The 13,196-nt window shown below is 72.9% G+C and carries 14 protein-coding genes; 10 read left to right on the forward strand and 4 right to left on the reverse strand.

What is annotated here, in order from left to right; genetic code table 11:
- Positions 1-13: 13 nt before the first annotated feature.
- Positions 14-964, reverse strand: coding sequence for a COX15/CtaA family protein (locus tag OU787_RS24045; protein WP_030461474.1), 951 nt, complete (start codon positions 962-964; stop codon positions 14-16).
- 225 nt (positions 965-1,189) lie between these two features.
- Here OU787_RS24045 and OU787_RS24050 point away from each other — a divergent pair, with 225 nt between their 5' ends.
- Both OU787_RS24050 and OU787_RS24055 read left to right on the forward strand, forming a co-directional pair.
- Complete coding sequence (locus tag OU787_RS24050) at positions 1,190-2,395, forward strand: choice-of-anchor A family protein (RefSeq protein ID WP_268660491.1); 1,206 nt, start codon at positions 1,190-1,192, stop codon at positions 2,393-2,395.
- Positions 2,392-2,484, forward strand: coding sequence for an LPXTG cell wall anchor domain-containing protein (locus OU787_RS24055; RefSeq protein ID WP_268660492.1), 93 nt, complete (start codon positions 2,392-2,394; stop codon positions 2,482-2,484). Before OU787_RS24050 ends, OU787_RS24055 begins: the two co-directional genes overlap by 4 nt.
- 64 nt (positions 2,485-2,548) lie before the next feature.
- Here the strand turns inward: OU787_RS24055 and OU787_RS24060 are convergent, their stop codons facing one another.
- Together OU787_RS24060 and OU787_RS24065 are read right to left on the reverse strand one after the other, a co-directional pair.
- Positions 2,549-3,319 (reverse strand): ABC transporter permease, encoded by a 771-nt coding sequence (locus tag OU787_RS24060; RefSeq protein WP_030461476.1) that lies wholly within the window; start codon positions 3,317-3,319, stop codon positions 2,549-2,551.
- A complete protein-coding gene (locus OU787_RS24065) occupies positions 3,316-4,233 on the reverse strand; it encodes an ABC transporter ATP-binding protein (protein ID WP_030461477.1) in 918 nt (305 codons plus the stop codon). Before OU787_RS24065 ends, OU787_RS24060 begins: the two co-directional genes overlap by 4 nt.
- 124 nt (positions 4,234-4,357) lie before the next feature.
- Here OU787_RS24065 and OU787_RS24070 point away from each other — a divergent pair, with 124 nt between their 5' ends.
- The 8 genes from OU787_RS24070 to OU787_RS24105 all read left to right on the forward strand — a co-directional run bounded on the left by OU787_RS24070 (position 4,358) and on the right by OU787_RS24105 (position 11,164).
- Entirely contained in the window at positions 4,358-5,212 is an 855-nt protein-coding gene (locus tag OU787_RS24070; RefSeq protein ID WP_030461478.1) for a helix-turn-helix transcriptional regulator, read from the forward strand.
- A complete protein-coding gene (gene sufB / locus OU787_RS24075; RefSeq protein WP_030461479.1) occupies positions 5,209-6,621 on the forward strand; it encodes a Fe-S cluster assembly protein SufB in 1,413 nt (470 codons plus the stop codon). Before OU787_RS24070 ends, sufB begins: the two co-directional genes overlap by 4 nt.
- Before the next feature lie 57 nt (positions 6,622-6,678).
- Complete coding sequence (sufD, locus tag OU787_RS24080) at positions 6,679-7,911, forward strand: Fe-S cluster assembly protein SufD (RefSeq protein ID WP_030461480.1); 1,233 nt, start codon at positions 6,679-6,681, stop codon at positions 7,909-7,911.
- On the forward strand, positions 7,908-8,225 hold the full coding sequence (locus OU787_RS24085) for a non-heme iron oxygenase ferredoxin subunit (protein ID WP_030461481.1): 318 nt from the start codon (positions 7,908-7,910) through the stop codon (positions 8,223-8,225). Before sufD ends, OU787_RS24085 begins: the two co-directional genes overlap by 4 nt.
- A gap of 7 nt (positions 8,226-8,232) precedes the next feature.
- Positions 8,233-8,997, forward strand: a complete 765-nt coding sequence (sufC, locus tag OU787_RS24090) for a Fe-S cluster assembly ATPase SufC (protein WP_030461482.1) — start codon at positions 8,233-8,235, stop codon at positions 8,995-8,997.
- A 2-nt stretch (positions 8,998-8,999) separates the two neighbouring features.
- Entirely contained in the window at positions 9,000-10,262 is a 1,263-nt protein-coding gene (locus OU787_RS24095; protein ID WP_030461483.1) for a cysteine desulfurase, read from the forward strand.
- Positions 10,263-10,272: 10 nt separating this feature from the next.
- Positions 10,273-10,734: a Fe-S cluster assembly sulfur transfer protein SufU gene (sufU, locus tag OU787_RS24100; RefSeq protein WP_030461484.1), complete on the forward strand. Its 462-nt coding sequence runs from the start codon at positions 10,273-10,275 to the stop codon at positions 10,732-10,734.
- A gap of 142 nt (positions 10,735-10,876) precedes the next feature.
- Entirely contained in the window at positions 10,877-11,164 is a 288-nt protein-coding gene (locus OU787_RS24105) for a metal-sulfur cluster assembly factor (protein ID WP_051817190.1), read from the forward strand.
- A 688-nt stretch (positions 11,165-11,852) separates the two neighbouring features.
- On the opposite strand, the gene OU787_RS24110 is transcribed toward OU787_RS24105, so the two are convergent.
- Entirely contained in the window at positions 11,853-13,175 is a 1,323-nt protein-coding gene (locus tag OU787_RS24110; protein WP_268660493.1) for an MFS transporter, read from the reverse strand.
- Between the last annotated feature and the right edge of the window lie 21 nt (positions 13,176-13,196).

The raw sequence follows: 13,196 nt of genomic DNA on the forward strand, positions 1-13,196 counted from the left end.
TCCGGGGAACCGGTCAGGCGACCAGTTCGGTGGACGGGGCGGCGGACTGGGCCGGGATGCCCGCCCGGGTGCGCAGCGCCAGCGGGACGCGCAGGGCGGCGCCCCAGATCACCGCGGCGCCCAGCATGTGCAGGCCGACCATGACCTCCGGGGCGTCCGTGAAGTACTGGACGAAACCGAGCGTGCCCTGCAGGAGCAGCAGCACGAACAGCTCCCGCACCCGGGCCCGGGCGGCGGGCGGGACCTTGACCGCGGCGAACACCAGCAGCGCGGCCAGCGTCAGGCCCACCGTGAGGAAGACCAGGTCGGCGTGGGCCTGGGCCAGGCGGTCGTAGTCGAGCGGAATGCGCCAGGTGCCGGCCGAGCCCGGGTGGTGGCCCGCGCCGGTGACCAGCGTGCCGACCAGCACCAGCGCCCCGATCGAGGCCACCAGCACCTGCGCGAACCGCTGGATCCCGGGCGCCGCCAGCGGGTGCGGCGCGCCGTCGCCCTCCTTGCTGCGCTCCCAGCCGAGCACGGCCGCCCAGACCAGGCCCAGCGCGGCGACCATGTGCAGCGCCACCACGTACGGGTTGAGGTCGGTCAGCACGGTGATGCCGCCGAGCACCGCGTTGGAGAAGACCAGCCAGAACTGGGCCCAGCCGAGCTTGGTCAGCGAGCGGCGCCACGGCTTCGCGCAGCGGGCGGCCAGGATGAACCAGCCGATCGCGGCGGACAGCACGTAGGTCAGCATCCGGTTGGTGAACTCGATGACGCCGTGCACGCCCATCTCGGGCGTCGGCGTTACGCTGCTGCCGGTGCAGGCGGGCCAGGTGGTGCAGCCCAGGCCGGAGTCGGTCAGCCGGACCGCGCCGCCGGTCACCACGATCACCACGCTCATCACCAGTGCGGCCAGCGCCGCCCGGCGGACGTGCTGGGGGGACGGGTGCCAGCGTTCGGCGAGGAAGGAGAACGGGTTGGTCACCGGACCATCGTAGGCGGGCTTACGCCGTGCTCCGGTCCCGGGCGGCGGGCGGGCGCGGCGGGGGGCGATCCGGCGGACACGCGGACAGACCGGATCATTTCGAGCGTGTCGGTCAGTGGTCTTGACCAGTTGCCGGAATGGCCGAAAGAGTGCGCATTGGTCCATACCTTTTCGGCCTGGGCTCATCTCCCACTCCTGCCCGCACCCACACGCGGAGTCCTGCACATGCGCACGTCCATATCCGCCGCCGCCGTGGCGCTCGGCGGCTCGCTCGCCCTCGCGGCCCTGGTCGCCCCGACCGCCGCGACCGCCGCCCCCACGACGGGCGGCACCTGCTTCGACCTCGGGGTCGCCGGGAAGTACGGCGAGTTCGTCGAGGGGAACGACACCCACCGGCCGGACGCCGAGGGCGCCGTCGCGGTCGGCGGCAACGCCGACTTCAGCAACGGCTTCACCATCGGCAACGAGCTCACCCCCGAGGAGATCGCGGCCCTGCCCGGCGGCTACTCGCTGGTGGTGGGCGGCAACCTGAACATCGGCGGCGGCGCCCACTTCCGGCTGATGAAGGGCAAGGGCGTCTACGCCGGCACCCTGGTCGGCGGCGGCCGGGCCGACAACGTCGAGCAGGGCGCCTCGCCGATCGACTTCGCCAAGGAGTTCGCCAACCTGCGGCACGTCTCCACCGAGCTGGCGAAGACCACCGGCGGCGCACCGGTCGTCGACGGCAAGAAGACCACCTTCACCGGCACCGACGCGGCCACCAACGTCTTCACCGTCGCGGCCGACGTGCTGCAGAGGGCCGGGGACGTCTACCTCAAGGTCCCGGCGGGCTCCACCACGATCATCAACGTGACCGGCGCCTCCTACGACCAGACCAAGGCCCCGACCACCGGGTTCTGGATCTGGGACCACGCCAAGGGCGCGTACGTCCAGGACGACAAGACGCAGTCCGCGGACGGCGGCGCCGAGCGCGCCAAGCTGCTGTGGAACCTCCCGACCGCGACCTCGGTCACCAAGCACAGCGGCAACGCCTGGCCGGGCGGCGTGCTGGCCCCGAACGCGGCGTTCGACCTCGGCACCGGCGGCCCGGTCAACGGCTCGGTGTGGGCGAAGTCGCTGACCGGCAGCGGCGGCGCCGAGACCCACCACTACCCGTTCGCCGGCTGCCTGCCCGGCGGCACCACCACCCCGCCCTCCGGCAGCCCCTCGCCGTCGGCGAGCACCGGCACCCCGGCGAGCCCGTCCCCGTCGGCGAGCGCCTCCACCCCGGCGGGCAGCGGGTCGCCGACCCCGGCGGCCCGGAGAGCCCGCAGCCGAGCGGCTCCGGCAGCGCGGCTCCGTCCCCGTCCGCGAGCCGCACCGGCTCCGCCGGCGGCGGCTCGAACAGCGGCGGTGGCGGCCTGGCGTTCACCGGCGCGGAGGGCATCGTGACGCTGACCGTCGGCGGCGCCGCGGTGCTCGCCGCGGGCGGCGGCATCCTCTACGCGGCGCGCCGCAAGAAGGCCGACAACGGGGCCTGATAGGCGAGTTGGAAGGCGACGGCCCCGGGAGCGGCGCTCCCGGGGCCGTTCCCGCGCCGGGTGCTCACTCCCAGCGGAAGAACCGGGCCGCGGCGGCCAGGCCCAGCACCGACCAGCCGGCCAGCACGCCGAGGTCGGACCAGGGCACGCCGGCGCCGAGCTGGAGGACCGAGCGCAGGCCGTCGGAGAGCGCCGAGATCGGCAGCAGCTCCAGCACCGGGCGCACCGCGTCCGGGAACTTCGACAGCGGGACGACCACGCCGCCGGCCAGCAGCAGCAGGACGAACACCAGGTTGGCGCCGGCCAGCGTGGCCTCCGCCCGCAGGGTGCCCGCCATCAGCAGGCCGAGGCCCGAGAACGCGGCGGTGCCCAGCACCAGCAGGAGCAGGACGGTCAGCGGGTTCCCGTGCGGCGACCAGCCCAGCGCCAGCGCGATCGCCGACAGCAGCAGCACCTGCAGCAGCTCGGTGACCAGCACGCAGCCGGTCTTCGCGGACAGCAGCGCCCAGCGCGGCAGCGGCGTGGCGCCCAGGCGCTTGAGCACGCCGTAGCGGCGCTCGAAGCCGGTGGCGATGGCCTGCCCGGTGAACGCGGTGGACATCACCGCCAGCGCCAGCAGGCCGGGCGCCAGGAAGTCCACCCGCTTGCCCGGGCCGTCCACGGCGACCACGTCGACCGCGGAGAACAGCACCAGCAGCACGGTCGGGATGACCACGGTGAGCAGCAGCTGCTCGCCGTTGCGCAGCAGCATCCTGGTCTCCAGGGCGGTCTGCGCGAGCAGCATCCGGCCGACCGGGGCGGCGCCCGGGCGGGGGGTGAGGTCGGTGGCGGTCATCGCAGGTCCCGTCCGGTCAGGTCGAGGAAGACGTCTTCGAGGCTGCGGCGCTGCACCGCGAGCTTGTCGGGCATCACGCCGGCCTCGGCGCACCAGCCGGTGACGGCGGCGAGCAGGGCGGCGTCCAGGGCGGCCTCGACCCGGTAGGAGCCGGGGGTGGGTTCGGTGACGACGGCGCGGTCGGGCAGCACCTTGCGCAGGCCGGCCAGGTCGAGGCCGGGCGGGCCGTCGAAGCGCAGCTGGGCGTCGGTGCCGCGCAGCTCGTCGGGGGAGCCCTGGGCGATGACGCGGCCGCGGTCGACGACGGCGACGTCGTCGGCGAGCTGCTCGGCCTCGTCCATTCGGTGGGTGGTGAGGACGACGGTGACGCCCGCGGTGCGCAGTTCGGTGACCAGCTCCCAGGTGGCGCGGCGGGCCTGCGGGTCGAGGCCGGCGGTGGGCTCGTCCAGGAAGACCAGCTCGGGGCGGCCGACCACGGCCATCGCCAGGGCCAGGCGCTGCTGCTGGCCGCCGGAGAGCCGGCGGTAGGGAGTGCGGCCGCAGGAGTCCAGGCCCAGGCGCTCGGCGAGCGGGCCGACCGGCAGCGGGTCGGCGTACAGCCTGGCGGTGTGGTGGAGCATTTCGAGGGCGCGCGCACCGGCGTACACGCCCCCGGACTGGAGCATCACGCCGATCCGGGGCTTGAGCTGCCCGGCCTGGGACACCGGGTCCAGGCCGAGCACCCGGACGGTGCCCGCGTCCGGGCGGCGGTAGCCCTCGCAGGTCTCGATCGTGGTGGTCTTGCCCGCGCCGTTCGGGCCCAGCACCGCCGTCACGGTGCCCCGGGCGATGGCCAGGCTCAGCCCGTCCACGGCGGTCTTGTCGCCGTACCGCTTGACCAGTCCGGTCACCTCGACGGCGGGGTCTGCATGCATACCGGCGAGTCTAGGAGCAGCTCACGGGCCCTTTCAGGTAAGGCTTGCCTTTCGTGATGGACGACACCGGTGAGGCGTGGATCACGGCTTGTTTCCGCCCGGCGAATTACGCAACAATCGTGTTGTGAAAAACATCCGCGAGCACGAAGCCCGGCCCGGGGAGCCCGACGCTCCCGGCTGCGCCGTGCCCGCGACGGCGGCGGAGGCCCTCGCCGAGGGCCACCGGGCGACCCGGGACCGGGTCGCCCGCTCGATCCTGGACCACGGCCCGTCCTCGGCCGCCGACCTGGCCAGCCGCCTCGGCCTGACCCCCGCCGCGGTCCGCCGCCACCTGGACGGCCTGGCCGCCGCCGGGCTGGTCGACGCCCGCGAGCAGCGGGTCTACGGCAGCCGCGGCCGCGGCCGCCCGGCCAAGGTGTTCGCCCTCACCGACAGCGGCCGCAGCGCCTTCTACCAGGCCTACGACCAGCTCGCCGCCGACGCGCTGCGCTGGATCTCGGAGGCGGCCGGCGGCGGCAGCGCGGGCGAGGAGGCGGTCGCCGCCTTCGCCCGGGCCCGGCTCGCCAAGCAGGGCGAGCGCTACCAGGACGCCCTCGACCAGGCCGGCGCCCGGCGCGCCGAGGCGCTGGCCGAGGCACTCAGCGCCGACGGGTACGCTGCCACGGTGCGGCGCGTCCCGTCCGCCGCCGCGGCGCCCGCCGCACCGGCCGGCGCCCAGCTCTGCCAGCACCACTGCCCGGTCGCGCACATCGCCGAGCAGTTCCCGCAGCTCTGCGAGGCGGAGACCGAGGTCTTCTCGCAGCTCCTGGGCACCCATGTGCAACGGCTGGCCACCATCGCCCACGGCGACGGGGTCTGCACCACGTATGTGCCGGCATCCGGTGCCGCACCGTCGTCCTCCCGGACGCCCGGTGCCGCGCCGACTGCCGGTACGTCCCCCAACGAAAACGGCTCGTCCGCGCGGAGGAACCTCGCATGACTGACATCGCACACCCCGAGCTCGAAGGCCTCGGCAAGTACGAGTACGGCTGGGCCGACTCGGACACCGCCGGAGCCGCCGCCAAGCGCGGCCTGAGCGAGGCGGTCGTCCGCGACATCTCGGCGAAGAAGAACGAGGCCGAGTGGATGCTCGACCTCCGCCTCAAGGGCCTGAAGCTGTTCGGCAAGAAGCCCATGCCGACCTGGGGCTCCGACCTGTCGGGCATCGACTTCGACAACATCAAGTACTTCGTGCGCTCGACCGAGAAGCAGGCCGAGTCCTGGGAGGACCTGCCCGCCGACATCAAGGCGACGTACGACAAGCTCGGCATCCCGGAGGCGGAGAAGCAGCGCCTGGTGGCCGGCGTCGCCGCCCAGTACGAGTCCGAGGTCGTCTACCACCAGATCCGCGAGGACCTGGAGGAGCAGGGCGTCATCTTCCTGGACACCGACACCGCGCTGAAGGAGCACCCGGAGCTCTTCAAGGAGTACTTCGGCACCGTCATCCCGGTCGGCGACAACAAGTTCGCCTCGCTGAACACGGCGGTCTGGTCCGGCGGCTCGTTCATCTACGTGCCGAAGGGCGTGCACGTGGACATCCCGCTGCAGGCCTACTTCCGGATCAACACCGAGAACATGGGCCAGTTCGAGCGGACGCTGATCATCGTCGACGAGGACGCCTACGTCCACTACGTCGAGGGCTGCACCGCGCCGATCTACTCCTCGGACTCGCTGCACTCCGCGGTGGTCGAGATCATCGTCAAGAAGGGCGGCCGCTGCCGCTACACGACCATCCAGAACTGGTCGAACAACGTCTACAACCTGGTCACCAAGCGCGCCGTGGCGTACGAGGGCGCGACCATGGAGTGGGTCGACGGCAACATCGGCTCCAAGGTCACCATGAAGTACCCGGCCGTCTACCTGATGGGCGAGCACGCCAAGGGCGAGACGCTGTCGATCGCCTTCGCGGGCGAGGGCCAGCACCAGGACGCCGGCGCGAAGATGGTTCACATGGCGCCGAACACCTCCTCGCACATCGTCTCCAAGTCGGTGGCGCGCGGCGGCGGCCGCACCTCCTACCGCGGCCTGATCGAGATCGGCGAGGGCTCGCACGGCGCCAAGTCGAACGTGCTGTGCGACGCGCTGCTGGTGGACACCGTCTCCCGCTCGGACACCTACCCGTACGTGGACGTCCGCGAGGACGACGTGTCGATGGGCCACGAGGCGACCGTCTCCAAGGTCTCCGAGGACCAGCTGTTCTACCTGATGAGCCGCGGCCTGAGCGAGACCGAGGCGATGGCGATGATCGTGCGCGGATTCGTCGAGCCGATCGCCCGCGAGCTGCCGATGGAGTACGCGCTGGAGCTGAACCGGCTGATCGAGCTGCAGATGGAGGGCGCGGTCGGCTGACGCGCCGTCAGCCCCGCCCCCGTCGACCATTCCCGAAAGAGAGCAACACGAACAGCCATGGCTGAGCAGAACACCCCCGGCTCCACCACCGCCGGCTCGATCGAGGTCGGCACCGCCGGCGCCGGCGCGCAGCTCGCCGGCCCGGGCACCGGGCGCGAGACCGTCCGGCAGCCGATCGACGCCCGGGTCGCGGTCAAGCCGTCCTTCGACGTCAACGACTTCCCGGTGCCCACCGGCCGCGAGGAGGACTGGCGCTTCACCCCGCTGCACCGCCTCGGCGGGCTGCACGACGGCAAGGCGCTGGAAGCCCCCCGCGGCGAGGACAAGATCGAGCTGGGCCTGCCGGAGGGCGTCACCTCCGAGCTGGTCGGCCGGGACGACCCCCGGGTCGGCAAGGCCGGCACCCCGGTGGACCGGGTCGCCGCGCAGGCGTTCAGCGCCTTCGACCGGGCCCTGGTGGTGACCGTCCCCAAGGAGACGGCGCTCACCGAGCCGGTCCGGATCGACGTGCACGGCCAGGGCGGCACCGCCTTCGCGCACCTGGTGGTCGAGGTCAAGCCGTTCGCCGAGGCCGTCGTGGTGCTGGGCCACACCGGCACCGGCACCCGGGCCGCCAACGTCGACCTGCTGGTCGGCGACGGCGCGAAGCTGACCTTCGTCTCGGTCCAGGACTGGGAGCGCGACGCGGTGCACGTCGCTCAGTGCAACGCGCTGGTCGGCCGGGACGCCTCGTTCAAGTCGGTCATCGTGACCTTCGGCGGCGACGTGGTGCGCCTGCACCCGCGGGTCAACTACGCCGCCCCCGGCGGCGAGGCCGAGCTGTTCGGCCTGTACTTCGCGGACGCCGGCCAGCACCTGGAGCACCGCCTGGTGATCGACCACGACACCCCGCACTGCCGCTCCAACGTCGCCTACAAGGGCGCGCTGCAGGGCCAGGACGCGCACGCGGTGTGGATCGGCGACGTGCTGATCCGGGCCGCCGCGCTCGGCACCGACACCTACGAGCTCAACCGCAACCTGGTGCTCACCGACGGCGCCCGGGTCGACTCGGTGCCGAACCTGGAGATCGAGACCGGCGAGATCGTCGGCGCCGGCCACGCCTCCGCGACCGGCCGCTTCGACGACGAGCAGCTGTTCTACCTGCAGTCCCGCGGCATCCCGGCCGACGAGGCCCGCCGCCTGGTGGTGCGCGGCTTCTTCGCCGAGCTGGTCCAGCAGATCGGCGTCGCCGAGATCCAGGACCGGCTGCTGGAGAAGATCGAGGCCGAACTGGAAGAGACCGTGGCATGAGCTACGTCCGGGCCTGCGCGCTGAGCGTCCTGCAGGAGGACGTGCCCAAGAAGGTCGAGCTGAACGGCGTCCCGGTGGCGATCGTCCGGACCGACGAGGGCGTGTTCGCCATCAACGACACCTGCTCGCACGCCAACGTCTCGCTGTCCGAGGGCGAGGTCGAGGACTGCCGGATCGAGTGCTGGCTGCACGGGTCCACCTTCGACCTGCGCACCGGCAAGCCCTCCGGGCTGCCCGCGACCCGGCCGGTCGCCGTCTACCCCGTAAAGATCGAAGGGGACGATGTGCTCGTCTCCGTCAACCAGGAGAACTGAGTACCCCATGGCAACGCTTGAAATCCGCGACCTGCACGTCTCCGTCAACGCCGAGGGCGGCCCCCGCGAGATCCTCAAGGGCGTCGACCTGACGGTCAAGCAGGGCGAGACCCACGCGATCATGGGTCCGAACGGCTCCGGCAAGTCCACCCTGGCCTACTCGCTGGCCGGCCACCCCAAGTACACCGTCACCGGCGGCCAGGTGCTGCTGGACGGCGAGGACGTGCTGGAGATGTCCGTCGACGAGCGCGCCCGGGCCGGTGTGTTCCTGGCCATGCAGTACCCGGTCGAGGTCCCCGGCGTCTCGGTCTCCAACTTCCTGCGCACCGCCGCCACCGCCGTCCGCGGCGAGGCCCCCAAGCTGCGGCTGTGGGTCAAGGAGGTCAAGGAGGCGATGGCCGCCCTCTCGATGGACCCGGCGTTCGCCGAGCGCAACGTCAACGAGGGCTTCTCCGGCGGTGAGAAGAAGCGCCACGAGATCCTCCAGCTGGAGCTGCTCAAGCCGAAGATCGCCATCCTCGACGAGACCGACTCCGGCCTGGACGTCGACGCGCTGCGGATCGTCTCCGAGGGCATCAACCGGGTCCGCTCGACCGGTGAGGTCGGCACCCTGCTGGTGACCCACTACACCCGCATCCTGCGCTACATCAAGCCCGACCACGTGCACGTCTTCGCGGGCGGCCGGATCGTCGAGTCCGGCGGTGCCGAGCTCGCCGACAAGCTGGAGGAAGAGGGCTACGAGAGCTACGTGAAGGGCGGCGCTTCCGAGTGACAGTGACCCATTCCCATCTGACCGGACTGCTCGACACCGACGCCATCCGCAAGGACTTCCCGGTCCTGTCGCGGCAGCTGCACGACGGCAAGCCCCTGGTCTACCTGGACAACGCGGCGACCTCGCAGAAGCCGCGCCAGGTGCTGGAGGCGCTGAACGCCTACTACGAGCAGCACAACGCCAACGTCCACCGCGGCGTGCACGTGCTCGCCGAGGAGGCCACCGCGCTGTACGAGGGCGCCCGGGACAAGGTCGCGTCCTTCGTCAACGCGCCCAGCCGCAACGAGGTGATCTTCACCAAGAACGCCTCCGAGTCGCTCAACCTCGTTGCCAACATGCTGGGTTGGGCCGAGGAGCCGTACAAGGTCGACTCCGACTCGGAGATCGTGATCACCGAGATGGAGCACCACTCCAACATCGTGCCGTGGCAGCTGCTCGCGCAGCGCACCGGCGCGAAGCTGAAGTGGTTCGGCCTGACCGACGACGGCCGGCTCGACCTGTCGAACATCGACGAGCTGATCACCGAGAAGACCAAGATCGTCTCGGTGACGCTGGTGTCCAACCTGCTGGGCACCGTCAACCCGGTCGAGGAGATCGTCCGCAAGGCGCAGTCGGTCGGCGCGCTGGTCGCCATCGACGCCTCGCAGGCCGCCCCGCACGCCGTGCTCGACGTGCAGGCGCTGGAGGCCGACTTCGTCGCCTTCACCGGCCACAAGATGCTCGCCCCGACCGGCATCGGCGTGCTCTGGGGCCGCCAGGAGCTGCTGGAGGACCTCCCGCCGTTCCTCGGCGGCGGCGAGATGATCGAGACCGTCACCATGGGCTCGTCCACCTACGCCCCCGCGCCGCACAAGTTCGAGGCCGGCACCCCGCCGATCGCCCAGGCCGTCGGCCTCGGCGCCGCCATCGACTACCTGTCGGCGATCGGCATGGACAAGGTCGCCGCGCACGAGCACGCCATCACCGCGTACGCGATCGACCGCCTGCTGGAGGTCCCCGACCTGCGGATCATCGGCCCGCGCACGGCCGTCGACCGCGGCGCGGCGATCTCCTTCACGCTCGGCGACATCCACCCGCACGACGTCGGCCAGGTGCTCGACGAGCAGGGCATCGCGGTCCGGGTCGGCCACCACTGCGCACGGCCGGTCTGCCTGCGGTACGGAATTCCGGCGACCACCAGGGCGTCGTTCTACCTGTACTCCACGCCCGGCGAGGTGGACGCGCTGATCGACGGCCTCCACCACGTCCGCAACTTCTTCGGCTGAGGTGGCTGCCATGAAGCTCGACTCGATGTACCAGGAGATCATCCTGGACCACTACCGCAACCCCCACGGCAAGGGGCTGCGGGACGGCGACGCCGAGGTGCACCACGTGAACCCGACCTGCGGCGACGAGATCACCCTGCGGGTGAAGCTCGACGGCGCGGTCGTCACCGACGTCTCCTACGAGTCGCAGGGCTGCTCGATCAGCCAGGCCTCCGCCTCCGTGCTCAACGACCTGGTGGTCGGCAAGCCGGTCGGCGAGGCCCAGCAGATCCAGGAGGCCTTCCTCGAACTGATGCAGAGCAAGGGCCAGTCCGAGGGCGACGAGGAGATCCTGGAGGACGCCGTGGCCTTCGCCGGGGTCTCCAAGTACCCGGCCCGGGTCAAGTGCGCCCTGCTCAGCTGGATGGCCTGGAAGGACGCCACCGCCAAGGCGCTCGGCGGCCAGCCCGCGATCACCGAGACCACCGACTGACGCCCGTTAGGACACTGGATTCATGAGCGAGAACGAGACGGCCGAGGCCGTCGAGGCTCCGGCCGCCGAGGCAGCGGCCGCTGAGGCCACCGAGGCCCCCGGCGCGTTCACCAGCGCCGGCACGGTCTCCACCGAGGACCTCATGGAGGCCCTGATGGACGTCGTCGACCCCGAACTGGGCATCGACGTCGTCAACCTCGGCCTGATCTACGGCCTGCACATCGACGCGGACGACACCGCCACCGTCGACATGACGCTGACCTCCGCGGCCTGCCCGCTCACCGACGTGATCGAGGACCAGGCCCGCACCGCCACCGACGGCCTGGTCAAGGACCTGCGGATCAACTGGGTCTGGATGCCGCCGTGGGGCCCCGACAAGATCACCGACGAGGGCCGCGACCAGCTCCGCGCGCTGGGCTTCAACGTCTGAGCCGGTAGCGGTCGAAACAGGGGCGGGAACCTCCGGGTTCCCGCCCCTTCGCGCGTTCCGCCGCCCCGGGCCGAACTAGACTGCGGGGCCATGGATTTCGGGGCGAACGGCGGACGACCGGGACAGCCGGACTGGGCCGCGATGGCCGAGCGGCACGAGCGCGCGCAGCGGCGGCGCAGGCGGCTGCGGATCGCCGGGGCGGCGGCCGGGGCGGTCGCGCTGGCCGGCGGGGGCGGTGCGGCGGTGGTCGGCCTCGCGGGCGGCGGTCCGGCGGGCGGCGGTCCGGCGGCGGGGGTTGCCGCGAGCGGGGCCCCGGCGGCCACCGGCTCGGCCGCGCCGCGGGCGACGCCCGCTCCGGACGCCTCAGCCTCCGCCCCGGCTTCGGCTTCGGCTCCGGCCTCGGCCGCCCCGGCTGCTCCGGCGTCCGTCCAGGCCTCGGCCTCGGCTCCGGCTCGCAGGCGGTCCGGCCCCGTCCCTGTAGCGACCGCGACCGCCCGCAAGCCGGCCGGGGCGGCGAGTCCGGCCCCGCCGGCCGGCCCGGACGGCGGCCGGGCGCTGGAGATCGCCGGCTCCGTGGTGGACCTGCTCCTCGGGCCCCGCCACGTGGCGGGTGACGCCCTGCCGCTGGGACGGCCGGGGAGCCGCGGCCCTGACGGCGGCGGGGCGCCGCAGGGCCGGGCGTCGGCGGTCAGCGTCGGCGCAGGACCACCGCGGCCAGGGCGAGGGTGGCGCCGGCGGCGGTGAGGGCGAAGGCGGTGACGGCGGGGAGCAGGCCGTAGGCGCGGGTGAGGGCGCCGACGGCGATGATCGGGGCGGAGGAGCCCAGGTAGACGATCACCCAGAGGGCGGAGAGTTCGCTGCCGCGGCGGGCCGGGTCGAGGGCGGTGACGGCGGTGGTGAACAGGGAGCGGAAGGCGACGCCCTGGCAGACGCCGGCCAGCACGCTGCCGACGAACAGCAGCGCCGGGGTGCCGGTCGCGGCGGCCGCGGTGAGCAGGCCGAGCCCGGCGGCCAGGCCGACCAGGCCGGCCGCGACCACCACCCGGTCGGAGGTCGGCGGGACGAGCAGCTGGGCGGCCGCCGAGGAGCCGAGCAGCAGCGCGGCGACGGCCGCGCCCGCCAGCGGGGAGCGGGTGTGCAGCAGGGTGGAGGAGAAGGCGGGGGCCAGCGCCAGGTAGACGCCGAAGACCGCGTAGGAGAGGAAGCCCGCTGCCGCTGCCAGCAGGAACTCGCGGCGCCCGGTGCGCGGCAGCCGCAGCCGCTGGGGCCGCAGGTGGGCGGGGGTGGTGACGCGCGGCGGGGAGGCCGGCGGGCGCACCGAGCCGGGCATCCGCGGGTGCACCAGGGCGAGCGGCACGCACAGCGCGAGCAGCGCGACGGCGTGCGGCAGGAACGGGCCGAGCAGCGGCTTCGCGTCGCTGGTGAGCGCGGCGCCGACCAGCGGGCCGAGCGCGACGCCGCCCGCCGAGCAGGCCAGGGTCAGCTTGGCGGCCAGCGTGGGGCGGTCCGGCAGCAGGTCGCCGAGGGCGGCGCCGGCCGCGCCGGTGGACAGGCCGACCGCGACGCCCTGCACGGCCCGGCCGGCGGCCAGCTGCCAGAACGAGCCTGCGGTGGCGAACACCGCGTCCCCGGCGGCGGCCAGCGCGACCGCGGGCAGGATCAGGGCGCGCCGCCCGAGGTGGTCCGACCAGTGGCCGACCGCGGCCAGCACCGGGACCAGCGCGAACACGTAGACGGTGAACAGGACGGTGGTGTCCAGCGGGCTCAGCCCCAGGCGCTGCTGCAGCACCGGGTAGAGCGGGGTGGCGAGGTTCGCGCCGATCAGCATCAGCAGCAGGGCGGCGGCCACCAGGCCGACCCGGATGCCGCGCAGTGCGTTCCAGCGGCTGATCGGGGCGAGCTGGAGCTGCTTGCGGGGCGCGAGTTCCAACGGAAGCAGGGCCTCCGACAGTCGGCGGCCGGCGTACTGAGCGGTGCTCAGGCCGGGGCCGGCGGGGGAGAGGTCCGCCATGGCAGGGGTCTCCTGTGGCAA

Origin of the sequence: Kitasatospora sp. YST-16 (genome assembly GCF_026802215.1) — a bacterium.
Lineage (GTDB): Bacteria > Actinomycetota > Actinomycetes > Streptomycetales > Streptomycetaceae > Kitasatospora > Kitasatospora cineracea.